Raw genomic sequence first — 24,065 nt, forward strand, 5'->3', positions numbered from 1 at the left:
GGGGACCTCATCAGTAGGGTTGCTTTCCTGGCCGCGCTTGTTCCCGGGCATCGCCCGCTCATGCATGGTGGTGGTCCCGGCACGGCGGCCGTCGTACGGCGCTCGCGGGCGGGTGGGAGGGCACGATCCGGCCACGGCCGGCGCGGGGTGCGCGTTGGGTGCAATTGCCCTCCTGATGCCGCGTGAGTTAGCCTGCGGCGTATTTGTCGTACGGCAATGGTTTAAGTGTCGAAAGAATGGCATGGGGCCACCCGGTCCTCCGGGCGTGCGTCTGTTCGGTCTTTTCGTCGCGGCATCTGAGCGGAACGAGGTTGGTCATGGCTGAGACGGCGGTCGAAGGTGCGCGTGCCGTGCCGCGGTCACGGCCCTCTCGCGGGGGCGGCAAGGTGGGCGAGTCCGAGCTCCGGCAGTTGCTGGCCGGCCTGACGGCCGTCCGTGACGGGGATTTCGGCACCAGGCTCCCTGACGAGGAAGACGGGCTGATCGGTGAGATCGCCACCGTCTTCAACGGCATGGTGGACCAGCTGTCGCTGTTCACCTCCGAGGTGACCCGTGTCGCCCGCGAGGTCGGCACCGAGGGCACGCTCGGCGGCCAGGCCGTGGTCCCCGGGGTTTCGGGCACCTGGGCCGACCTCACCGACTCGGTGAACGCCATGGCCGGCAACCTGACCACGCAGGTCCGTGACATCGCGCAGGTGGCCACCGCGGTGGCCAAGGGCGATCTCTCGCAGAAGATCGACGTGGACGCCCGGGGCGAGATCCTGGAGCTGAAGGACACCGTCAACACCATGGTCGACCAGCTCTCCGCGTTCGCGGACGAGGTCACCCGCGTCGCCCGTGAGGTCGGCAGCGAGGGCCGGCTGGGCGGTCAGGCCGAGGTGCCGGGGGTCGGTGGCGTCTGGCGCGACCTGACGGACTCGGTGAACTTCATGGCCGGCAACCTGACCGACCAGGTCCGTAACATCGCGCAGGTCACGACCGCCGTGGCCAAGGGCGACCTCTCGCAGAAGATCACCGTGAACGCGCGCGGCGAGATCCTGGAGCTCAAGAACACCATCAACACGATGGTCGACCAGCTGTCCTCGTTCGCCGACGAGGTCACACGTATGGCGAGAGAAGTGGGCACCGAGGGAATCCTCGGCGGCCAGGCGGATGTGAAGGGGGTCTCCGGCACCTGGCGGGACCTCACGGACTCGGTGAACTTCATGGCCGGCAATCTGACGGCCCAGGTACGGTCCATCGCCCAGGTCGCCACGGCAGTGGCCAAGGGCGACCTCTCGCAGAAGATCACGGTCACGGCCCGGGGCGAGATCCTGGAGCTCAAGAACACCATCAACACCATGGTCGACCAGCTCTCCGCATTCGCGGACGAGGTCACCCGCGTCGCCCGCGAGGTCGGCACCGAGGGCCGGCTGGGCGGTCAGGCCGACGTCAAGGGCGTCTCGGGCACGTGGAAGGACCTCACCGAGTCGGTGAACGTCATGGCCGACAACCTGACGGCACAGGTGCGGTCCATCGCCGAGGTGACCACCGCCGTCGCCCAGGGCGACCTGTCGCAGAAGATCCGCGTCGACGCGCGGGGCGAGATCCTGGAGCTGAAGGAGACCATCAACACGATGGTCGACCAGCTCTCCGCGTTCGCGGACGAGGTCACCCGCGTCGCCCGCGAGGTCGGCACCGAGGGCAACCTCGGCGGCCAGGCGACCGTCCGGGGCGTGTCCGGCACCTGGAAGGACCTCACCGACAACGTCAATGTCATGGCCTCCAACCTGACGGGACAGGTGCGTTCCATCGCCCAGGTGGCCACCGCGGTGGCCCGCGGCGACCTGTCGCAGAAGATCACGGTCGAGGCGAAGGGCGAGGTCGCCGCGCTCGCCGGCGTGATCAACACGATGGTCGACACCCTCTCCGCCTTCGCCGACGAGGTCACCCGCGTCGCCCGCGAGGTCGGCACCGAGGGCATGCTCGGCGGCCAGGCGCGCGTCCCCAACGTGGCGGGCACCTGGAAGGACCTCACCGACAACGTCAACTCGATGGCGAACAACCTGACGAACCAGGTGCGCAACATCGCCCTCGTCACCACCGCCGTCGCCAACGGCGACCTGTCGAAGAAGATCGACGTCGACGCCCGCGGCGAGATCCTGGAGCTGAAGACGACCATCAACACGATGGTCGACCAGCTCTCCGCGTTCGCCGCCGAGGTCACCCGCGTGGCCCGGGAAGTGGGCAGCGAGGGACGCCTCGGCGGACAGGCCGAGGTCGAGGGCGTGTCGGGCACGTGGAAGCGCCTGACCGAGAACGTCAACGAACTCGCGGGCAACCTGACCCGGCAGGTCCGGGCCATCGCCGAGGTCGCCAGCGCGGTGGCCGAGGGCGACCTCACCCGCTCCATCACCGTCGACGCCTCCGGCGAGGTCGCCGAGCTCAAGGACAACATCAACTCCATGGTGGAGTCCCTGCGTGAGACGACCATGGCCAACCAGGAGCAGGACTGGCTCAAGTCGAACCTCGCCCGCATCTCCAGCCTGATGCAGGGCCACCGGGACCTGGCCGTGGTCGCGGAGCTGGTGATGGACGAACTGACGCCGCTGGTGTCGGCCCAGTACGGCGCCTTCTACCTGGCCGAGGAGTCCGGGAGCGGTACCGAGCTGACGCTGGTCGGCTCGTACGGCCGTCCCTCCGACTTCATCGACCACGCCCGCTTCAAGCTGGGTGAGTCCCTGGTCGGACAGGCCGCCCGCAGCCGGCGGACGATCGCCGTCGAGCAGCTTCCCGGGGACTACGTCAGCATCTCCTCCGGGCTCGGCGAGGCCGCCCCGGCCAGCCTGATCGTGCTGCCGATCGTCGTCGAGGACCAGATCCTCGGCGTGATCGAACTGGCGTCGTTCACGTCGTTCACCGCCGTGCACCGGGACTTCCTGGAGCAGCTGATGGAGACGCTGGGCGTCAACGTGAACACGATCGTCGCCAACGCCCGTACCGACGAGCTGCTCGACGAGTCGCAGCGGCTGACGGCGGAGCTCCAGGCGCGTTCCGAGGAGCTCCAGGTGCAGCAGGACGAGCTGCAGCGTTCCAACGCGGAGCTGGAGGAGAAGGCCGCGCTGCTGGCCGCCCAGAACCGCGACATCGAGACGAAGAACCTGGAGATCGAGCAGGCACGGCAGGAACTGGAGACGCGCGCACAGCAGTTGTCGCTCGCCTCGAAGTACAAGTCGGAGTTCCTGGCCAACATGAGCCACGAGCTGCGCACCCCGCTGAACAGCCTGCTCATCCTCGCCCAGCTGCTGGCGCAGAACCCCACCCGCAACCTGACCCCGAAGCAGGTCGAGTACGCGGGCATCATCCACTCGGCCGGGTCCGACCTGCTCCAGCTCATCAACGACATCCTCGACCTGTCCAAGGTCGAGGCCGGCAAGATGGACATCAACCCGGAGGTCGTGGCGCTCCAGCAGCTCCTCGACTACGTCGAGGCCACCTTCCGGCCGATGACCACGCAGAAGAACCTCGACTTCACCATCAGCACCGCCCCGGGCGTCGCCACCGACGTGCTGACCGACGACTCGCGACTGCGGCAGGTCCTGCGCAACCTGCTGTCCAACGCCGTCAAGTTCACCGAACGGGGCAGCGTCGAGCTGCGCATCGAGATGGCCGTGGAGAACGAGCTGCCGCCCTCGGTGCACCGGGGCTGGCCGGTCGTGGCCTTCCGCGTGAAGGACACCGGCATCGGGATCCCCGAGCAGCACCTGGAGGCCATCTTCGGCGCCTTCCAGCAGGCCGACGGCACCACCAGCCGCAAGTACGGCGGCACCGGCCTGGGCCTGTCGATCAGCCGGGAGATCGCCCACCTGCTCGGCGGTGCGGTCACCGCCGAGAGCACCCAGGGCCGCGGCAGCACGTTCACGCTCTACCTGCCGGTGACCCGGGCCGACTGGGAGGTCGGCACCGTGCCGGTCGGTCCGTCGCGGACCGCGCTGGACCACGCCCTCGACCCCGCGGCGGGCAGCGGCCCGGCGGCCCGGCCCGCGCCGGCGCCCCGGCAGAAGCGGCGGCTGCTGGTCGTCGAGGAACGCAGCAGAGGCCTGCTGTCGCTGGTCGCCGAGAGCGCGGTGGCCGATCTGTCCGGCAACGGCGATCTGCCGAAGCGTACGGCGGACATCGAGGTCATCACGGCGGTGGGCGCGCAGGAGGCGGCCGAGAGCCTGGCGGCGGGGCCGTTCCACTGCGTCGTGCTGGAGCTGGACATGCCCAAGGACGCGGCGCTGCAGTTCCTGGACGCCATGGACGGGGACGCGGCGGTGACGACCGTGCCGGTCCTGGCGCACAACAGCCGGCGGCTGGAGCGGGCGCAGGAGGAGAACCTGCAGTCCCGTTCGACGACCCGCCCGCTGGAGCTGATCTCCAGCCTGGACGAGCTGCGCGAGCGGATCGCCCTGCACTTGTCGGCCGAGGAGCCGGGTGACGTGCTGCCGCTGGTGCGTGCCGAGGAATCGCGCCAGCAGTCCTCCCAGCCCGTCGACGGCACCCTTTCCGGGCGTACCGTGCTGGTGGTGGACGACGACGCCCGCAACCTGTACGCCATCAGTGGCATCCTGGAGCTCCACGGCATCGAGGTCCTGCACGCCGAGGACGGGCGCAAGGGGATCGAGGCGCTGCGCGAGCACCCGGAGATCGACCTGATCCTGATGGACGTGATGATGCCCGAGATGGACGGTTACGCCGCGACCTCCGCGATCAGGGAGGACCCGGCCTACGCCCAGCTGCCGATCATCGCGGTGACGGCGAAGGCCATGCCGGGCGACCGGGAGAAGAGCCTGGCGTCGGGGGCGAGCGACTACGTCACCAAGCCGGTGGACGCCAACGACCTCATCGCCTGCATCGGGCGCTGGCTGCCCGCGTGAGGCCCGCCCGCGGGCCCGCCCGGCCCGCGGCTCCTCACGAGTCCCAGCCGTCCGCCTCCGAACGAGGAGTCAGCACCACAATGAGCACTCCGGAAGATCTCGGGCCGCCCGCCCAGGAGGGCGGGGCGCCGACGCCCGGGGCCGCCGTGTCCGGGTCCCTGTCCGGAGCCGCCGACGCGGCCGCGGACCCGGTGGCCCCCACCGGCGCGCCGGGGTCCGCCGTGGCCGTCCCCGCCGGGCGGGAGCCGGCCGACGGCGCCCTGCTCCCGGCCGGTGACGACGCCGACGGGGCGGTGGCGGCGGCCTCGTCGTCCTCCTCGCCGGAGACGACCGGGGTCGGCCGGCTGGCCGCGACCGTGGAGCGGCTGCGCAGCGAGATCCGGGCCGCGCAGGCCGCCGCCGACGGTCGCGCGCTGATCGAGCTGGCCAAGGGCGTCCTGATCGAGCGGCTGCGGTGCGGCCCCACGGTGGCCGCCCAGCAACTGGCCGCGCTCGCCGACGAGTCGGGCGTCTCGCAGCTGGAACTGGCGGCGGACATCGTCAACCAGGCGGCGCGGGACCACGTCACCGAGGTCGCCACCGGCTTCGTCCGCCGGGCCGCGGGCGAGGAACCCGCCGCCGGGGACGACGACACCGCGGACGGCGCGTCGGTCGGCGTGCGCCTGCGCACGGCCGAGAGCGGCGCGCTGGCGGCGGCGGGAGACACCCAGGCGGTCGCCGAGTCCCTCTTCGAGCACGCCCTGACCCCGCTGGGGGCCGTCGCCGTCGCCGTGTGGACGGCGGGTTCCGACGCGTCGCTGACGCTCGCCGGGCACGCCGGATTCCCCGCCGACGAGGCCGTCCGCTGGCGCTACGTACCGCCGGGCGTGTCCACCCTGGCCCGTCAGGCGCTGACCGAACGGCAGGCCGTGCGGGCGACGTCGCAGTCCACGCTGGGGCTGCCCTCCATCGGCTGGGCCCTCCACCCGGGCGGCGGCCGGGTCGCCGTCCCCGCGGGCACCGGGGGCCGCGTGCACGGCATCCTGGAGATCTGCTGGCCCGGGCCCCTGGAGCCCCAGCCGCCGCAGATCGAGCGGCAGATCGAGGCGCTGGCCGAGCTGTGCGCCCACACCCTGGAGGGCCGGCCGGGTTCCGCCCTCTCCCCCTCGGCGGACGCCCTGGCGACCACACCGGACCTGTCCGAGCTGGTCGACCTGGCGGAGGGCCTGTACGACCCGGCGCTGGTCCTCACCCCGTTCCTGGGGCCCGACGGCCGGCTCGCCGACTTCCGCATCCACCACGTCAACAGCCACTTCGTCGACCCGGCCGGCCGGCCGCGCAGCGCCGTGAACGGGGCGCTGCTGCTGGAGGCCTATCCCATGGCGATGGGGGTCAGCGAGCTGTTCGAGAAGATCGAGCGCGTCTACGCGACCGGCGAACCGTTCCGCTCCCGGCGCATGACCCTGACCGCCCTGGTCGACCAGGTGCCGCTCGACGCCGTGGCCGACATCAGCGTCAGCCGGCACGGCAGCAGCGTGCTGCTCATCTGGCGCGTCGAGGACGAGGCGGCGCGCCTGGCGAACCTCCTCCAGCACGCCCAGCGCCTCGGCAGGATCGGCGGCTTCGAGGAGAACGTCGCCACGGGCCAGATCGTCTGGAACGACCAGCTGTACGACCTCTACGGCCGCGCGTACACCGAACGGCCCGTGCCCCTGGAGGAGCTTGCCGCCCACGCGCACCCGGACGACGCCGTGGCCATCGGCCGCTTCCTCCGCTCGGTGCTGCACCACCGGCGGGCGGCGTCGGCCGCGTTCCGGCTGCAGCGCTCCGACGGCGTCACCCGCCACATCCGCGTCATCGCCGAGCCGGTGCTCGACGCCGACCAGCGGCTGCTCGCGGTGCGCGGCGCGTACCAGGACATCTCGGCGCAGCACTGGACCGAGGTGGCGCTGGCGGCGACCCGCGACCAGCTCGCCCAGACCGAGCAGCAGGCCGCCGAGCGCAACCGGATGACCCTCCAGCTGCAGCACGCGATCATGCCGCCGACCCAGGCGCCGCTGGACAGCCCGGGGTTGCAGATCGCCGTGCGGTACCGGCCGGCGGAGTCGGAGTCCATGGTGGGCGGCGACTGGTACGACGCCGTCGTCCTGCCGTCCAAGCAGGTCCTGCTGTGCGTGGGCGACGTGGCCGGACACGGCATCGAGGCCGCGACGAGCATGGTGGTGCTGCGCAACGCGATGCGCGGGCTGGCGGTCACCGGCGCGGGCCCGGGCCAGTTGCTGTCCTGGCTGAACCTGGTGGCGCACTACCTGACCGAGCCCGTCACGGCCACGGCCGTCTGCGGCCTGTACGACCCGGAGAAGGGCACCCTCCGGTGGGCGCGGGCGGGCCACCTGCCGCCCGTGCTGATCCGCGGTCAGAAGGCGACCACGCTCCGCACCGTCAGCGGCATCCTGCTGGGCGCGGTGTCGGAGACCTCCTACGAGGAGGAGGAGCTGCAGATGGCTCCGGGCGACACTCTGTTGATGTATACGGACGGCCTGGTGGAGCGCCGCGACGAGTCGGTCCAGGACTCCCTGGCGCAGCTGCTCACCAACGCCCGTATTCCGACCGCCACGCTCGAGCAGCGGCTCGACGGTCTGCTCACGCACAGCAAGTCGGACACCGACGACGACACCTGTCTCATCGGTGTCCGCGTGGGATGACGGACGGCTCCGCGCGGCCCGTGCGGCCGCGCGGAGCCGTACGGGCATGGGCATAGGGTGGCCCGGTGCTCGTGACGTCCCCGCCCGCGGCGGGGAGGTCGACGGTATGAAGTTGTTGGTCAGCAGTGTCGAGGAGGGCCCGTGTCTCAGCGCCGTACCAGGCCGTTGCAGGGTCTCACGATGAATGACGCACGTGTGGGGACGCCCGCGGGTGCCGACCGGAGCGCCGCCGCGCATGCCGCCCGCGAGGTGATAGAGCTGCTCGAAGTGCTCTGGAACAAGGGCCGCGACCTGACGTCACCGGCGCCGGTGTCGTCCTCGCAGCTGCGCGTGCTCTACATCCTCGACCGCGACCGGCCCATCAATCTGCGCACCCTCGGCGACGAGCTGGGCATGGCGCCGTCGTCCGTCAGCCGGATGTGCGACCGTCTCGACGCGCTCGGCTACGTGGAACGCTCCCCGAGCACCGCCAGCCGCCGGGAGCTCGACCTGCGGCTCTCCTCCCGCGGCCGCAAGTACCTCGAGGACCTGCGCGCCCGGCGGGAGACCGCGCTCGTCGAGGTCATCGACGCGATGCCGCCCGCCCAGCGCGCCGCGCTCGCCGCGGGCCTGAGCGGCTTCCGCCGTGCGGTCGAGGTGAGCGCCGCCGCCGAGCCGGACGGTGCGGGGAAGAGCTCCGCCGAGACCGCCTGACCGCGCCCCGTCGTCCTCCGCCTCCGCCGCCGCCTCCGTCAGCTCCCGGGCCCGGGGTCCGGGTGGACGGGCTCCGTGGCACCCGCCCGGGCCGCTTCGAGCTGGGCGGCGAACGCGATGCCCAGGAACAGCGCGGCGCCGGTGACGTTCGCCCACAGCAGCAGGGCGACGAACGCGCTCAGGGGCCCGTACACGGCGCCGAACGAGCCGCTGCCGTTGATGTAGAGGGCCAGCAGTCCGGTCGCGCCGACCCAGAGCGTCAGGTGGACACCCGATCCGAAGATGAGCCAGGTGTACCCCGGCTGGTCGCGGCGCGGGGCCCAGCGGAAGATGACGGCCGACGCCAGCGCCGCGAGGACGATCCCGACGGGCAGGTGGATCCGGTCCCACCAGGTGATCAGCGAGGCCGGCCAGTGCAGTTCGCCGACCACGGCCCGGCCGATCTCCTCCCCGGCGACGATGGCGAGGAACCCGCCGCCGAGCGGGAGTCCCGCGCACAGGGCGAGGACCACTCCCCTGCCGTACTTCACGAGGAAGGGGCGGTCGCGCTCGATGCCGTAGATCCGGTTGCAGCCGCGCTCGATCTGGCCCATCGCCGACGCCAGGTTGACGACCGCGAAGCCCAGGCCCAGCCACATGGCCACGGCGCCGGCCAGGTCGCCGCCGGCGCTGCGCCGGGTGTCGGCGAGCACCTGGCGCACCACGTTCCCGCTGATGCCGGGCACGATCCGGGACAGTGCCGACTCGATGGCCCGCCCGAAGCCCTCGGTGTGCATGGTGGTGGTGATGCCGACGAGGGCGATGGTGAACGGCACTATGCCGAGGACCACCTGGTACCCGAGGCTCCGGGCGAAGCTGAACCCGTCCGCGTACCGGAAGCGGGTGAAGGAGTCGACGAGCAGTTTGCGGCCGCCGTAGCGGCGCAGGGCGGTGAACGCCTCGTCGCCCGAGAGCTCCTCGCCGAGCATGTCCCGGGTCTGTGGTACGTGTACGGCCGTTCCCATGGCGCCCTTCCGCTGGCCTCCGTCGCACGGGCGGGCCGGCACCGGTGGGGTGCCGGCCCGCGACGCGCCTCAGTCGGTGGCGAGCATGCCCTCGCGCAGCCGCGCCAGCATGCGGGTGAGCAGCCGCGAGACGTGCATCTGGGAGACGCCGAGCTGCTCGCCGATCTCCGCCTGGGTCAGCTCCTCGACGAAGCGGAGGTGCAGGATGCGGCGGTCACGGTCGTCGAGCCGGCCGATGAGGGGGGCGAGGGACTGGAAGTTCTCGACGAGTTCCATGCCCGGGTCCTCGGCGCCCAGGAAGTCGGCCAGCGCGGTCTCGTCGTCGTCGGCGTTGGTGATCGCGGCGTCGAGGGAGGTGGAGTTGTAGCCGTTGGAGGCCAGGCGGGCCTCGATGACCTCGTCCTCGGAGAGGCTCATCAGGGTGGCGAGTTCGCTGACCTTGGGAGCGCGGCCGAGCCGGGTGCTCAGTTCCTCGGTCGCCTTCGCCAGCTCGACGCGCGCCTCCTGGAGGCGTCGCGGCACGTGGACGGCCCACGAGGTGTCGCGGAAGAAGCGCTTGATCTCGCCGACGATGTACGGCACGGCGAACGTCGGGAACTCGACCTCGCGGGAGAGCTCGAACCGGTCGATGGCCTTGATCAGGCCGATCATGCCGACCTGGACGATGTCCTCCATCTGGTCGCCGCGGCCGCGGAACCGGCCGGCGGCGTAGCGGACGAGCGACATGTTCATCTCGATGAGGGTGTTCCGGGCGTACTGGTGCTCCGGGGTGCCCTCCTCCAGGACGGCCAGCTTGTCGAAGAACAATCTCGACAGGGCACGCGCGTCCTTGGGGGCGAGACTCTCCGGGGCGTTCACCTCCGGAAGGTCCGTGACTCCGGTCCGGGTCCCGGTCTCCGCCTCCGTGGCCACAGCAGTCGTCATCGCCCTGTCCCCTCCCATGTGCGTACACATCTCATTGATCATCCGGCAAGCCGGTGATCAGCGCGTACCCCGATCCGCGCTGCTCATGCACACCAATTTCACATTCGGTCGGGCGGCCGTCAGAGGAACCGCCGGATGGGGCTGACCGCCGCCTCCAGGGCGCGGTGGAACATGGGGCGCCTCCGCCACCGGCCGGGGGTGAGGGGCTCGCTGACGGCGAGGTCCGCGTCGAAGTCCGTGTCGAGGGTGGCGGTGAACGACTCGTCGAGCACGGCGAGCATCACCTCCTCGTCGTGGTCCATGGAGCGCCGGTTGAAGTTGGTGGACCCGATGAGGGACGCCACCCCGTCCACGGTGATGATTTTGGCGTGCATCATGGTGGGCCGGTACTGGCGGATGTCGACGCCGGCTTCGAGCAGGGCGCTGTAGTGGCGCTGCCCGGCCAGCTGGCTGGCCCGCTGGTCGGTGTGCTCGCCCGGCAGCAGGATCTGCACCGAGACCCCGCGCCTGGCGGTGGCGCAGAGCAGGTCGACGAAGTACTGGTCGGGGGCGAAGTAGGCGGTCGCCAGGCGGAAGCGCCGCTGGGCGGAGGTGAGCATGACGCGGATGAGCGTCTGCATGTCCTGCCAGCCGATGCTGGCGGAGCCGCGCACCACCTGCACGACCGCGTCGCCGTGCTGGGCGTGTTCGGTGAAGCGGTCCCGGTCGTCGTACAGCTCCGCGTGGCACTCCGCCCAGTTCTGGGCGAAGGCCGCGGCTATGCCGTCGACGGCCGGACCGCGCACCTGGACGTGGGTGTCGCGCCACTCGCCGGGGTTGCGGGCGTCGCCGCACCACTCCTCCGCGATGCCGACGCCGCCCGTGAAGGCGGTGTGCTCGTCGACGACGAGGACCTTGCGGTGGCAGCGGTGGTTCTGCTTGAGGGGGGAGAGCCACAGCGGCTTGCGGAACCAGGCGACGTGGACGCCGGCCGCCTCCATGTCGTCGAGCAGGCCGGTCTCGATGCGCCGGGCGCCGAAGCCGTCGAGCAGCAGCCGTACGCGTACTCCGGCGCGGGCCCGGTCGGCGAGGGCCCCGGCGAACTCCCGGGCTATCTCGCCGCGCCAGTAGACGAAGGTCATCATGTCGATGGTGTGCTCCGCGGCACGGATGGCGTCCAGCATGGCGGGGAAGATCTCGTCGCCGTTGCGGAGGCGCAGGAGCTGGTTGCCCTCGGTGGCGGCGGCTCCGATGAGGCGTTCCAGACGCCGGCGCAGCCGCTGCTTCTGCTCCTCGACGCCGTGCGCCGGTGCGGCCGGGTCGGCGGATCTTACGGGGTCGGTGACGGTCATGACGCCTCCTGGGGTTCTCCGGGTCCCCGGCCGCGCCGGCGGCCGTGGGCCCGCGTCGGTGCGGACGATGCTCCGCATTCCCTGGCCGGGCCGTTCCACGCCGGGAGGTGACCGGCGCCTCGTGGCGCGGCCGGCGGATGCCGGGCGCCGGTGCCGTCCCCGGCCACCCGGCGCGGCGGGTTCCGGGCGGGTGGCAGGCGGGCACCGCGCGGAGCCGTGGCGGGCGTGCCGGTGCGACGCACCGCCCGGCGCGGCGGTTTCCGGCACCGCCGGGTCGGGTGGGCGGACATGGTCCCGGCCTCGCCCGGCGGGCGTGGTGTTGCTGTCGCACGGCGGTCGGCATGGGATCGCCACGTCAGGGCCGTACCACGCGGCGCGGGACGGGCCGGGTGGGCGCGTGCGCGACGCCGGGGACCATCACGACCACCCCGTACGGGAGGAGGACGCTGCCCGGGGTGACCGCCTCGCCAGGGGGCCGGTACGACGGCGAGGCGAACACCGGCACGCCACGGGGGCCGGGGTGACGGCGCCGGTCACCACGGCGCCGTACCGTCGAGGGCCGACGGGCAGGGCTGGGCGGAGGGCCGACGGGCGGGGCCGCGGGTGGCTCCCCCGCCCCGGTTCAGGCCGCCAGCGCGTCGCCCACCGTGGGATAGAGGGGAATCGCCTCACCGAGGCCGACGAGTTCGATGACTCTGAGCACCGACGGCTGGGGGTTGGCCAGCCGCACCCATCCGCCGCCTGCCCGGCTGCCGCGCTGGGCGCGGAGGAAGGCGTTGACCCCGGAGGAGTCCATGAAAGTCAGCTCGGACAGGTCGAGCAGCAGGCGGTGCACGTCCTGCTCGCGCAGGGACCCGACCGCTTCCTCCAGCAGGCCCACGCCGTCGTGGTCCAGCTCACCGCCGATGGCCACGACGCCGACACCGACGCCGGCCGGACGAACCTCGACGCGCACCCGTACCCCGGACTGGTCCATTCCCGCTTCCTCCTCAAGCCTGTGCTCGGTACCCGCGCGGCGGTACCCGGTCTGACGCGTTCCAACCGTCCGGCGACATGATCGCCCTCAGTCCACCACGAGGCACGCCCGCACACGCTTCCCGGAGGATGTCGGCTCCACGTGCACGCTGCGGCACAGCGCGAGGACGATCTCCAGCCCGTGCTGCCCCACCCTTCCCGGGTCCGGCGCGTGTGCCACGGGGGCCTCCCCGTCCCCGTCGGACACGGAGATCTCCAGCGTCCCGGCCGCCAGGCGGAGGTCGACCCGGCAGGGGCCGGCGGCGTGCCTGACGGCGTTGGTGACCAACTCGCTGACCACGAGCCGGGCGTCCTCCACGGCCCGCCGCCGGACGCCCCTGCCGCGGCGGACCTCCGCCAGCAGGAAGGCGGCGGTGAAGTCCCTGGCCGATCCGATGACGTCCTGGAGGTCGGTGTACGTCTTCGAGGCGGAGCGGCCCGGGGCCGGCCCGGGGGACCCCGTCCGCCCGGAGGACCGTCCGGCTCCGCGCTCCGGTCTCTCGGCCTCGAGGGAGGCCGTCTTGTCACCGCTCATCCACGCTCCCCCCTCACCCGCTCCGGTCTTCCTCCCGCTGCCTTTCCCCGCTTTGCCCGTCCCGAATCCGGCCGGGACACCGGCGCACGGTCACCTGCGCGCGGGGACACGGGCGCCGGGGCCGCCGGAGCGGTCAGCCGGACACGGGCGACGGTCCCGGCGTCCGTGCCGCCAGCTCCAGCAGCTCGTCGACCGACCACTGGTCGTACGCGTGCTCGCCGTACTTGACGGCCAGCACGGTGCCGTCGGGGGCGAGGAGGAAGTCCGCCGGGAGGCCCAGCCGGCCCTCGGGCTGACGCGGGGACGGCAGCCCTTCCCGCCCGCGCACCAGCATCACCGTGCTGCGCAGGAGCGCCCGCAGCACGTGCGGCCACACGCGGGGGTCGAGCAGCGCCCGGCGCGCGGACCCGACGCCGAACTCCGCGTACAGGCGCTTGCCCGGATCGGCGACGACGGCGAACGGCAGGTCGGCCGCGTACTCGCGCAGTTGACCGGCCGGTGAGTGGAAGACCACGACCTCGCGGACGCCGGCCGCCTCGATCTCGTCGTGCCGGCGCACCACGGACCGCAGGTGCAGGTTGCAGACCGGGCAGCCGGCGAAGCGCCGGAACTGGAGGTGGACCAGCCGGTCACCGGCGGGGACGGTGACCGGCGGACCGCAGACGGGGGCGAGGGGGCGGGAGCCGACGACGGAGCCGGGGGTCAACTGCCTTCGGGAGGTGCGCATGCGGGTTCCCTTCGTAGGCGTACGGCATACGCCTACCAGCGTAGGTGTATGTCGTACGCTGTCAACCGTCATGCCACGTCCCCGTTCCCTCACGCCCCGTCAACTGGCCGCCGCGGCCCTCGCCGTCATCGACCGCGAAGGGCTCGCCGGACTGTCGATGCGCGCGGTCGCGCAGGAGCTCGGCCTGAGCACCATGGCGCTCTACCGCTACGTCGACGACCGCGAGGAACTCGAACGCCTCGTCGTCGACCTCGTGCTGGACGACGTCGACCCCACGCCTCCCCCACCGCACGCGCCCTGGCCCGAGCGGGTCGAGACCATGGTGCGGCGCCTGCGCGACACCATGAGCGCCCACCCGGCGACCGTCCCGCTGACCCTGGTCCACCGGCACCGCTCCCCCGGCGGGCTCCGCTGGTCGGAGACGGTTCTCGGCATCCTCACGGAGGCGGGTCTCACGGGTGAGCGGCGCGTCGTCGCCCTGCGCGGGCTGCTCGGTTACGTCATCGGCGCCATCCAGCTGGAACACCTCGGGCCGCTGTCCGGCGACGGCACGACCGCCATCGGGGAGCTGCCGCCGGACGAGTTCCCGCACATGGCCGAGACGGCCCGGCACGCCCGGAACGTCGATCCGGACCAGGAGTTCTTCGGCGGACTCGCCCTGCTGCTGCGCGGCCTGCGCGACTGACCCACCGGATGACCACCCGTCCACCACCGCGCCCCGGCGGCGGTGCGCGGGTCGGCTTCTTCCTGGAGGCCGTGCGCCGGCGGGGCACGCCCTCGATCCGCGAGCCGCACCTGTGCAGCGAGTTGACCTGGGTCCCGCTCGCCGCGCTGCCGGACGACATGGTGGCCTTCTGCCGCGCCGGACTCGACGCGTACCGCAGGGGCGTGCCCATGGCGGCGCACTTCCAGCACCCCGGCGACCCGATCGCCCACTCCGTACGGTTACCCGCCCGGACCGGCCGGACCGGCCGCATGACGGGCGCGGGGGCGGCTCTCCGGTGCCGCCCCCCGCGTACGGGGCTCAGCCCACCGCCCTCCGCACGAGCGCGCCGATCCTCGCCTCGTCGGCGGCGGTCAGCTCCTTCAGGGCGTACGAGGCGGGCCACATGGCACCGTCGTCGAGGGCCGCCAGGTCGCTGAACCCGAACGTCGCGTACCGCGTCCGGAACTTCTGCGCGCTCTGGAAGAAGCAGACGACCTTGCCGCCCTTGGCGTAGGCGGGCATCCCGTACCAGAGCTTGGGCGCGAGTTCGGGTGCGCTCTCCTTGACCACGGCGTGCAGGCGCTCGGCCATGACGCGGTCGGTCTCCTGCATCTCGGCGATCTTCGCCAGTACGGCGGCCTCGTCCTCCGCCGCCTTGTCGGCGCGTGATCCGCGGCGTGCGGACGCCTTGAGTTCCCGGGCGCGTGCCTTGATGGCGTCGCGCTCCTCGTCGGTGAGGACCTCGGACGTCCCGGCGGGCTTCTGGGCGACCTTCATGACGGGTTCCTTCGCTGTGGGTGGTGGGTTCCCGGCCCGGGGCTCGGGGCGCAGGAAGCGGATTCGGGGGGTGGCGGCGGGGTGGGGGCCCGGGGGGGCGGGGGCCGGGGGCCGTCAGCCCCAGGCGCCGGCGATCTGGCGGGTGGTGGCGTTGAGCCGGTTGAACAGGTTGGTGACGCCGACCATCAGCACGAGCGACGCCAGCTGCTTCTCGTCGAAGTGGGTGGCGGCCGCGTCCCAGACCTCGTCGTCCACCGCGTCCGGCCGGTCGGCCAGCCGCGTCGCGGCCTCCGCCAGCGCCAGGGCGGCCCGCTCCGGGGCCGTGAAGTAGGGGGTCTCGCGCCACGCGGCGACCGTCGCCAGCCGCTCGTCGCTCACCCCGGCCTTGCGGGCGGTCCTGGCGCCGCCGTCGACGCAGGCGCTGCACCCGTTGATCTGGCTGACCCGCAGGTGCACCAGTTCGAGCGTCTGTGCCTCCACGCCCCCGGACCGGGCAGCCTTGAGCAGCTGCTGGATGGGCTGCATGGTGTCGGGCAGCACCATGGCGGGGTTCTTCATTCGGGACTGCATCGTTTCCGCTCCTTCTTCCGGTGGTCGCCCCGTCCTCGCGGGGTGTGGCTCCATCACAGCCCGAACGGCCCGCCACCACCACGGCCGTGGGACACCGTGGGACACCTGAACCAGCCTTGACCAGGGACGACTTGGCCCAGCAGACTGCAGCGGCAGTGGGACGGGGAGTCCGTGGAACGGGGGAACGATGGGTGTGCAGGAGAGGACGGCCGCGGCCGATCCGCAGGAGGAGCTGGCGGCGCGGCTGCGGCGGCTCCAGGAGCTGTCCGGGCTGGGCGTGCGGGCGCTGGCGAAGGACACCGGCCTCAGCTCCTCGTCGCTGTCGCGCTACCTGAACGGCCGGACCGTGCCGCCGTGGCCCGCGGTGGTCGCGCTCTGCCGCCGTGTGAAGCGCGACCCGCGACCCCTGCGCCCCTTGTGGGAGCGGTCGTCGAACCCGCTGCCGGCGCCGCCGAAGGCGGGCCGCCAGGTGCAGCCGCGGCCCCGCAACGACCTGCCGCGCGACGTACCGGACTTCACCGGGAGGCAGGAGCAACTGGACGCCCTGCTGGCCGCGGTGGACAGCCACCGGATCGTCGCCGTCGACGGGATGGCGGGCGTCGGCAAGACGTGCCTGGCGGTGCACGCGGCCCACCGGCTCACGGGCCGTTTCCCGGACGCCCAGCTCTACGTGGACCTGCACGGGTTCACCGAGGGCCGGCCGCCGCTCGATCCGGACTCCGCCCTGCGCATGCTGCTGGGCGCGCTGGGCGTCCCGTCCGAGCGGGTGCCGCAGGACGGCATCGAGCAGCTGGCCGCGTGCTGGCGGTCCGAACTGGCCCGCCGCCGGGCCGTCGTGGTCCTCGACAACGCCGCCGACGCCGAACAGGTCCGCCCGCTGCTGCCCGGTGCCGGCTCCTCCGTCGCCCTGATCACCAGCCGCAACCGGCTGCTGGGCCTGGAGGAGGTGCCGCCGGTCTCGCTCGACGTGCTGAGCCCTCGGGAGAGCGCGGAGCTGCTGGCCCGGGCCAGCGGCGACCCCGGCGGCCCGGACGGCAGGCTCGCCCGGGACCCCGGGGCGGCCGCCGAGGTGCTGCGGCTCTGCGGCCACCTGCCGCTGGCCCTGCGGCTGGCCGCGGCGCGGCTGAGGCACCGGCCGGGGTGGACCGTGGGCATCCTCGTCGAGCGGATGGCCGAGGGCGCCGACGAGTTCGACACCGCCTTCGCCATGTCCGTGCGGCAGCTGCCCCGGGACCAGGCCCGCCTGTTCCGGATGCTGGGCCTGCTGCCGGGGGCGGCCTTCGACGTGTACGTGGCCGCGGCGCTGGCGGGCGTACCGCTGCGCGGCGCACGGGCGATGCTGGAGGACCTGCACGACGCGCACCTGGTCCAGCAGCCGGTGGCCGGCCGTTACCGGCTGCACGACCTGGTGCACCAGCACGCCCGGCGGGCCGGTGCCGAACAGGACCCGCCAGCCGAGCGGGAGCGGGCGCTGCGCCGGGTGCTCGACTACTACGTCCACGCGGCGGCCGCCGCCGACGCCGCGATGCCGTTCCCCTCGGCAGGGCGGGCGGCCTCCGCGGGCCGGCCCCCGGCCGAACTGCCGCGTTTCCCGGACAAGGCCGCGGCCTTCGACTGGCTCGTCGCGGAGTACGGCAACCTGATGGCCGCCTTCGAGACGGCGGCGGCGACCGGGGCGGACGTGCACGTGTGCGAGCTGCCCCGCTTCCTGCGGGCGTACTTCGCACGGCGCTGCGGCACGACGCACCTGAACGTGCTCTTCGAGCGGTCGCTCGCCGCCGCCGAGCGGCTGGGTGATCCGCTCCGGCTGGCCGAGGCGCACAGCGACCTGGGCTTCGCGCGCTACAACGCGGGCCGGATGGCGGAGGCCGCCGCCGCCTACGAGGAGGCCGGGCGGCGGGTGTCCGGTACCGGGGACGTACGGGCCGGGGCGGAACTGGCCCTGCGCCGCGGCTACCTGCGGTGGGACGAGGGGCTCGTGGAGGAGCCGCTGGCGCTGTTCCGGCTCGCGGTGCGGCGGTACGAGGAGGCCGGCCACCCGATGGAGGCGGCCCACGCGGCGGTCGCGGAGGCGTGGGCCCTGCTGCAGCTGGGGCACCGCGAGGAGGCGGCGCGGCGGGCCCGGGAGGTGCTGGCCGTCCCGCACGACGACCCCGCGTGGCCGCCCGCCCTCACCGCCAGGATCACCCTCGGCGTGGCCCTCGCCCCCGACGAGCCCGACGAGGCGACGGAGCACCTGCGCCGGGCGCTGGCGCTGGCCCGTGAGGACGGGCACCTGAACAACCAGGCGTGGACGCTGAACTGCCTGGGCGTGGCGCTGCGGCGGATGGGGCGGTACGAGGAGGCGCTGGCCAGCCACCGGGAGGCCTTCGCGCTCCTGGACGAGCTGTTCGAGGAGCACTGGAAGATCCGCTTCCTCAACGGGTATGCGGAGACCTGCCGGCTCGCGGGGCTGCCCGAGGAGGCCCTGCGGCTGCACCGGGAAGCCCTCGAGCTGGCCCCGCAGCTGGGCCACCGGCACGAGGAGGGGCTGGCCCACGAGGGGATCGCGGCCGTGCTCGACACGACCGATCCGGTGGCGGCCGCCGAGCACCGCGCGGCCGCCGGGAGGATCGAGGCCCTGCGCGACTCCGGCCCCGTCCCCGGGCCCCGCACCGAACCCGTCGCCGCACCCGTCCGCTGAACGTCCCGGGACACGGGGCACGGGACACGGGGGCACGGGGCGGCGCGGGGCCGGGTCCGCGGCGTGCCGGGCGTGGTGGCCGGATCAGAGGCCGAAGACCTCCGGGGCGTCGGCCAGGGCCGTGAACCGCTCGCGCGGATCGGGGACGAGCCGGCGCCGCTCCAGGTCCATCAGGCCGCCGACGCCGGACACTTCGGCGGCCACCGTCCCGTCCGCCGTCAGGATCGTCTGCTCGATGCGGAACGTCTTGCCCTCTCCCCAGAGGAAGGCGCAGGTCACCTCCACCTCGTCGCCCGCGCGCAGCTCGCGGCGGTAACGGACCGTCACCTCCAGGGCGACGGGGCCGAGGTTCCGCTCCAGCAGGTCCTGCTGCCGGATGCCGGCCTTCTGCAGCATCGACCAGCGGGCGTGCTCCGCGTACTGGAGGTAGACGGCCTGGTTGAGGTGTCCCTGGGTGTCGGTCTCGTACCCGCGCACCACGACGGGGACGGAAAAGGGCTCTGCCACGCTGCTCCTCTCGACGCCGGCGCATCGACCGCGCGCCCGCTCACCGGACGACCGCCCCGCCGGGGCGGGGCGTGATCGATCCTAGGGAGTGTCCGCAAAGTATCGGCGTCCGCCCGGAGGGCGGGGGTGCGCGTCGCGGTGGCGGGGCGCGCTCCGCAGGGGCGGCCGGGTCAGGGTGATCTGCCGTACGAGCTGGTGGAAGCAGGCCAGCGCGGCCACGGCGGGCAGGGCCGCGGCCGCCGCGTCGAGCGGGGTGCGCGGCGCCTGGGCGACGCAGAGCGCCGTCGCGATCGCCGAGAACAGCAGGACGGCGGCCCAGGAGTGAAGGGCGCGGCGGCGGTGGAACGCCGCTCTGATGATGGACAGGGACGCGACCAGCCAGGGTCCGTAGACCAGGAGGGGCCACCACCGGACCACCCCGGCGGGCGTTCCGGACCCGGCGGCGCTCCGCAGCAGGGGCGCGTAGGCGACCATGCCGCCGTACACGCCGACCATGGAGACGACGACGGCGGTGAGCGCGGCGATGAGGAGGCTGCCGGTGCGCAGCAGGGAGAGGGCGCGCCTCCTCGGGGCGGCCCGGCGGTGGTTCCGCGGGGGCCGGTGCGCCGGCGGGGCACCGGCGGTGCCGTGGTGGCGTCCCGCCGCGGGTGGGCCCTCTGCGGGTGGGCCCTCGGCGGACGACTTCGGGGCGGGCGCTTCAGGGACGGGGACGGGGGTGCCGCCGGGGACGGCGGGGGGCGGGGTCCACGGCTCGTGGGCCGGGGCGGACTCGCCCAGGAGGGTGGCCAGTTCCTCGTCCCAGGAGAGGGACGGCGCGTCGGACGAGGGGGTCGGCCAGAGGCCGGCCCCCTCGTTCTCGTGGTCGTGAACCAGGGGGCCGGGCATCTCACGCATCACGGACCCGTTCGCCGTCTTCTCCGGAAGGGGACGCCGACCGTGCGGCGGTGTCGAATCCGTCATGAATTCCGCTCATGCCGCCGTGACCCGGTGTGGTGCTTTCCCCCACGGCCGCGGCGGAATGTCGGGGCGTGCGTGCCCGCGTGCCCGGCCGGGCGGTTCCGGCGGGGTCGCACCCGCCGTGCCCGGCCGGATCACGGGGCGGCGAGACACTCCCCTGTACGGTGGTCATATTCCCCTTAACGCAACGGATCTTGGTCCAGATGCGCATCATCAGGGTGACAACACTGGGGCATTCGGGTGTCCCGCGGGCGGTTTATCGCTCATATGGCGTGTAGGAGACATCGCAGTGACTCCTTCCCTTTCCCCTCGTGCGCAAGAGGAAATACCGAACTCCGGCGGAGAAAGGAAAGGAACCGCTCAGGCGCCGCCGCGGGCCGCGTACGCGCGGACGTCGGCGTCCGTGTCGTCCGTGGCACCCGCCAGTGCGCTGCGGGCCCGCTCGTCCGTACGGTGCCGCAGCAGGGCGAGGACCGCGGCCTTGCGCACATCGGCGTGGGTGTCGTCGAGCGCCTCGGCCAGGGCCGGGACCGCCACGGCGGGGTCGGCCGCGCCGAGGGCGGTCGCGGCGCCGGCCCGGGCGCGCCAGGCCCCGTCGGTGAGGGCGGCGAGTGCCGTCCGCGCCGGCCCGGCCGGGCAGCCGGTCGTGCCCAGCGCCTCGAAGGCGGCCCCCCGCACGAGGGGGTCGGCGTCGGCCACCAGCAGTGCCAGTGTGTCGAGCAGGAGGGCGCCGTCCCCAGGGGGTGCCGCCACCGCGGCGAGGCCCTTCGCGGTGGCGACGCGCACCTCGCGGTCGGCGTCGCGGGCGGCCGTGGCCAGGGCCCCGACGGCGTCGACCGAGACCAGGGCACGGACCGTCTCCACGCGTACGGCCCGGTCCGGGTCGGCGAGCCGGGGGGCGAACAGGTCGGCGTCGCCCAGGCGCAGTGCGCGCAGGAGGGCCGGTGCGGCCGCGCGGACCACGGGGTCGGCCGAGGAGAGCGCGGCGACCAGGCCGTCGCGCAGCTCCGGGTCAGGAGGCAGGGTCTCGACCAGTTCGCGCAGCGAGTCCGCGGCAGCGGCCCGGACGCCCGCGTCGTCGTCCGCGAGCGCCCGGGCGAGCGCGGCGCCCGTACCGTCCGGCGTGGTCTCGGTGAGCGTGGCCACGGCGGCACGGCGCACGGCCGGGTCCGGGTCCGCCAGGTAGGGCAGGAGCGGGGCGAGGCCCGGGGTGTCCTCGGCCAGGGCCAGCAGCTCCAGGATGCGCGGGGACGCGGTCGCGGCCCGGGCACGGTCGCGTACGGGCGCGGCGCCCCGGGCGACGGCCGGCGCGGCCTCGCGCGGCCCGGCGGTCGCGACCTGTTCCAGCGCCACCTCGCCCAAGTGCCGGGAGGGCCCGCCGACCGGGGCGTACTCGTCGACCGGCACCAGGTAGGGCGCGACCGGCCGGGCGGTGAACTCCATGGCGCCGGACGCCGACTTGCGCAGGTCCAGGTGGTGCAGCCAGGTCTCGTCGTCGCGCCGGGGGTGGTCGGTGCGCTCGTGGTACAGGCCCCAGCGCGACTCGGTCCTGGCCAGCGACGCGCGGGCCGCCATCTCGGCGCAGTCCCGGATGAAGGTCACCTCGGCGCAGCGCATCAGCTCGTGCGGGGTGGTCGCGCCCATGCCGGCGATCTCGCCGCGCATCCGCTCGAAGTGCTCGACGGCGAGCGACAGCCGGGCCCCGGACTTGGGCGGGGCCACGTAGTCGTTCACGAACCGGCGCAGCTTGTACTCGACCTGAGGCTGCGGCGGGCCGTCGGGGTTGCGCAGCGGCCGGTAGATCAGCTCGTGGGCCTCGCGCAGTTGCGCGGCCGGGAGTTCGCCCTCGTACGCCCGGTACCGCGAGGCGTCCTCGCCGGCCAGGTCCCCGAAGACGAAGGCGCCGATCATGTAGTTGTGCGGGACGCAGGCCAGGTCCCCGGCGGCGTACAGCCGGGGGACGGTGGTGCGGGCGTGGTCGTCGACGCGGACGCCGGAGGCGGAGTGGCCGCCGCACAGGCCGATTTCGGAGATGTGCATCTCGATGTCGTGGGTGCGGTAGTCGTGGCCGCGGTTCGCGTGGAAGGTTCCCCGGGTGGGGCGTTCGGTGGTGTGCAGGATGCCTTCGAGGGCGGCCACCGACTCCTCGGGGAGGTGGCTGAGCTTGAGGTAGACCGGGCCGCGGTCGGAGGCGAGCTCCTCGGCGAACTCGGCCATCATCGCGCCCGACCAGTAGTCCGAGTCCACGAACCGCTCGCCGTGCCGGTTGACCTGGTAGCCGCCGAACGGGTTGGCGACGTAGGCGCAGGCGGGGCCGTTGTAGTCCTTGATGAGCGGGTTGATCTGGAAGCACTCGATGCCGGTGAGCTCGGCGCCCGCGTGGTACGCCATGGCGTAGCCGTCGCCGGCGTTGGTGGGGTTCTCGTACGTGCCGTACAGGTAGCCGGACGCGGGCAGCCCGAGCCGGCCGGCCGCCCCGGTGGCGAGGATCACCGCGCCCGCCCGTACGGTCACGAAGGCGCCGGTGCGGGTGTGGAACCCGGCGGCGCCGATCGCCCGGCCGTCGTCGCCGGTCAGGACGCGCACCGGCATCACCCGGTTCTCGATGCGGATGCGTTCGCGCATCTCGCGGCGGCGCAGCCGCCGGTAGAGGACCTTCTTGACGTCCTTGCCCTCCGGCATGGGCAGGACGTAGGAGCCGGAGCGGTGGACCTGGCGGACGGCGTAGTCGCCGTGCTCGTCCTTCTCGAACTTCACCCCGTACGACTCCAGTCGCCGCACCATCGCGAAGCCGCGGGTGGCGGTCTGCCGGACGGTGGACTGGTCGACGACGCCGTCGTTGGCGCGGGTGATCTCGGCGACGTAGTCGTCGGGTTCGGCCCGTCCCGGGATGACGGCGTTGTTGACACCGTCCATGCCCATGGCGAGCGCACCGGAGTGCCGGACGTGCGCCTTCTCCAGGAGCAGGACGTCCGCGCCGTGCTCCGCGGCGGTCAGCGCCGCCATCGTCCCGGCCGTACCGCCTCCGATGACGAGGACGTCGCAGGAGAGCTCCTCGGCGGCCGTGAGGGAGGGGATGTCCATGGTGCGTGCCTCTCAGGTGCTGAGCGATGCGAGGACCGCGCGGCGCAGGGCACCGGTGGCGGGCTCGCTGGGGTCGTGGCGTTCGCGGGGGCGCGGTACGGGCAGGACGCGGCCGGTGCCGAGCAGCGCGACCCGGTCGCCGAGGAAGACGGCCTCGTCGACGTCGTGCGTGACGAAGACGACGGTCGCTCCGGTGCCCCGCAGCACGTCGATGAGCAACTGCTGCATCTCGGCCCGGGTCCGGGCGTCGAGGGCGCCGAACGGCTCGTCCATGAGCACCGCGCGCGGACCGCCGGCCAGGGCGCGGGCGAGCTGGACGCGCTGGCGCTGGCCGCCGGAGATGCGGTGGGGGTGGGCGCGGGCGTGCCCGGCGAGGCCGACGCGCTCCAGCCACTCCTCGGCGGCCGCCCGCCGTTCGGCGCGCCGTACGCCCCGGACGGCCAGGGGCAGTTCGACGTTGGCGCGCACGGTGCGCCAGGGCAGCAGGGCGTCCTCCTGGAACACCAGCGCCCGGTCGGCGCCGGGGCCGGTGACGGGGGTCCCGTCCTGGGTGACGTCGCCGCCCAGGACGGGGAGCAGCCCGGCGAGCGTGCGCAGCAGCGTCGACTTGCCGCATCCGGAGGGGCCGACGACGGTGAGGATCTCACCGGGTTCGACGTCGAGGTCGATGCCGTCGACGACGGCGGCCCCGGCGTGGCCGAGCACCGCCCCGCGCAGCGTGAGGCGGGCGCCGCGGGTGCCGCGGGCCGGTGGGTGGCCGGTGCCGCCGGTGGTGGTGGCGGGGACCGTGGTGCCGGTGGTGGCGGAACCCGTGGTGCCGGTGTTGCTGGTGTCCGCGATGTTGGTGCTGGTGCTGGTGCTGGTGCTGGTGGGGCTGGTGTCCGTGGTGTCGGTGCCTGGGGTGTCGGTGCCGGTGCCGGTGCCGGTGGGGCTGGTGCCCGTGATGTTGGTGTCCGTGGTGCCGGTGCTGC

At 73.4% G+C, this 24,065-nt stretch carries 17 protein-coding genes; 5 read left to right on the forward strand and 12 right to left on the reverse strand.

Features of this window, described 5'->3' with window-relative positions; translation table 11 throughout:
• Nucleotides 1-317 precede the first annotated feature (317 nt).
• From A4V12_RS03975 to A4V12_RS03985, 3 genes are all read left to right on the forward strand, one after another.
• The gene (locus tag A4V12_RS03975; protein WP_107415307.1) at nt 318-4,898 is read left to right on the forward strand and encodes a HAMP domain-containing protein; all 4,581 of its coding nucleotides are present in this window, start codon (nt 318-320) and stop codon (nt 4,896-4,898) included.
• An 80-nt stretch (nt 4,899-4,978) separates the two neighbouring features.
• Complete coding sequence (locus tag A4V12_RS03980) at nt 4,979-7,582, forward strand: GAF domain-containing SpoIIE family protein phosphatase (RefSeq protein WP_064067766.1); 2,604 nt, start codon at nt 4,979-4,981, stop codon at nt 7,580-7,582.
• A 180-nt stretch (nt 7,583-7,762) separates the two neighbouring features.
• Nucleotides 7,763-8,275 (forward strand): MarR family winged helix-turn-helix transcriptional regulator, encoded by a 513-nt coding sequence (locus A4V12_RS03985; protein WP_064067825.1) that lies wholly within the window; start codon nt 7,763-7,765, stop codon nt 8,273-8,275.
• Between the two features lie 38 nt (nt 8,276-8,313).
• On the opposite strand, the gene A4V12_RS03990 is transcribed toward A4V12_RS03985, so the two are convergent.
• The 6 genes from A4V12_RS03990 to A4V12_RS04015 all read right to left on the reverse strand — a co-directional run bounded on the left by A4V12_RS03990 (nt 8,314) and on the right by A4V12_RS04015 (nt 13,810).
• Nucleotides 8,314-9,279: a YihY/virulence factor BrkB family protein gene (locus A4V12_RS03990; protein ID WP_064067767.1), complete on the reverse strand. Its 966-nt coding sequence runs from the start codon at nt 9,277-9,279 to the stop codon at nt 8,314-8,316.
• A gap of 69 nt (nt 9,280-9,348) precedes the next feature.
• Entirely contained in the window at nt 9,349-10,203 is an 855-nt protein-coding gene (locus A4V12_RS03995) for an RNA polymerase sigma factor SigF (RefSeq protein ID WP_064067768.1), read from the reverse strand.
• Between the two features lie 119 nt (nt 10,204-10,322).
• A complete protein-coding gene (locus A4V12_RS04000) occupies nt 10,323-11,534 on the reverse strand; it encodes a phospholipase D-like domain-containing protein (RefSeq protein ID WP_064067769.1) in 1,212 nt (403 codons plus the stop codon).
• A gap of 622 nt (nt 11,535-12,156) precedes the next feature.
• A complete protein-coding gene (locus A4V12_RS04005; RefSeq protein ID WP_064067770.1) occupies nt 12,157-12,510 on the reverse strand; it encodes an STAS domain-containing protein in 354 nt (117 codons plus the stop codon).
• Nucleotides 12,511-12,597: 87 nt separating this feature from the next.
• Complete coding sequence (locus tag A4V12_RS04010; protein ID WP_079136790.1) at nt 12,598-13,083, reverse strand: ATP-binding protein; 486 nt, start codon at nt 13,081-13,083, stop codon at nt 12,598-12,600.
• A gap of 133 nt (nt 13,084-13,216) precedes the next feature.
• Nucleotides 13,217-13,810, reverse strand: coding sequence for a peroxiredoxin-like family protein (locus A4V12_RS04015; RefSeq protein WP_064067771.1), 594 nt, complete (start codon nt 13,808-13,810; stop codon nt 13,217-13,219).
• A gap of 70 nt (nt 13,811-13,880) precedes the next feature.
• On the opposite strand from A4V12_RS04015, the gene A4V12_RS04020 reads away from it, so the two are divergent.
• Entirely contained in the window at nt 13,881-14,495 is a 615-nt protein-coding gene (locus A4V12_RS04020) for a TetR/AcrR family transcriptional regulator (RefSeq protein ID WP_064067772.1), read from the forward strand.
• Between the two features lie 339 nt (nt 14,496-14,834).
• On the opposite strand, the gene A4V12_RS04025 is transcribed toward A4V12_RS04020, so the two are convergent.
• Both A4V12_RS04025 and A4V12_RS04030 read right to left on the reverse strand, forming a co-directional pair.
• A complete protein-coding gene (locus A4V12_RS04025) occupies nt 14,835-15,293 on the reverse strand; it encodes an iron chaperone (RefSeq protein WP_064067773.1) in 459 nt (152 codons plus the stop codon).
• A 114-nt stretch (nt 15,294-15,407) separates the two neighbouring features.
• Nucleotides 15,408-15,863 (reverse strand): carboxymuconolactone decarboxylase family protein, encoded by a 456-nt coding sequence (locus A4V12_RS04030; RefSeq protein WP_064067774.1) that lies wholly within the window; start codon nt 15,861-15,863, stop codon nt 15,408-15,410.
• Nucleotides 15,864-16,050: 187 nt separating this feature from the next.
• Between A4V12_RS04030 and A4V12_RS04035 the strand changes: the two genes are divergently transcribed.
• Complete coding sequence (locus A4V12_RS04035; protein ID WP_064067775.1) at nt 16,051-18,546, forward strand: ATP-binding protein; 2,496 nt, start codon at nt 16,051-16,053, stop codon at nt 18,544-18,546.
• Nucleotides 18,547-18,630: 84 nt separating this feature from the next.
• Here A4V12_RS04035 and A4V12_RS04040 read toward each other — a convergent pair whose 3' ends face one another.
• The 4 genes from A4V12_RS04040 to A4V12_RS04055 all read right to left on the reverse strand — a co-directional run bounded on the left by A4V12_RS04040 (nt 18,631) and on the right by A4V12_RS04055 (nt 23,811).
• Nucleotides 18,631-19,053, reverse strand: a complete 423-nt coding sequence (locus A4V12_RS04040; protein ID WP_064067776.1) for an acyl-CoA thioesterase — start codon at nt 19,051-19,053, stop codon at nt 18,631-18,633.
• An 81-nt stretch (nt 19,054-19,134) separates the two neighbouring features.
• Nucleotides 19,135-19,947: a DUF2637 domain-containing protein gene (locus tag A4V12_RS04045; protein ID WP_107415308.1), complete on the reverse strand. Its 813-nt coding sequence runs from the start codon at nt 19,945-19,947 to the stop codon at nt 19,135-19,137.
• 423 nt (nt 19,948-20,370) lie between these two features.
• Entirely contained in the window at nt 20,371-23,094 is a 2,724-nt protein-coding gene (locus A4V12_RS04050) for a fumarate reductase/succinate dehydrogenase flavoprotein subunit (RefSeq protein ID WP_064067777.1), read from the reverse strand.
• Nucleotides 23,095-23,106: 12 nt separating this feature from the next.
• Nucleotides 23,107-23,811, reverse strand: a complete 705-nt coding sequence (locus A4V12_RS04055) for an ABC transporter ATP-binding protein (RefSeq protein WP_064067828.1) — start codon at nt 23,809-23,811, stop codon at nt 23,107-23,109.
• Between the last annotated feature and the right edge of the window lie 254 nt (nt 23,812-24,065).

This window comes from Streptomyces noursei (assembly GCF_001646665.1).
Lineage (GTDB): Bacteria > Actinomycetota > Actinomycetes > Streptomycetales > Streptomycetaceae > Streptomyces > Streptomyces lavendulocolor.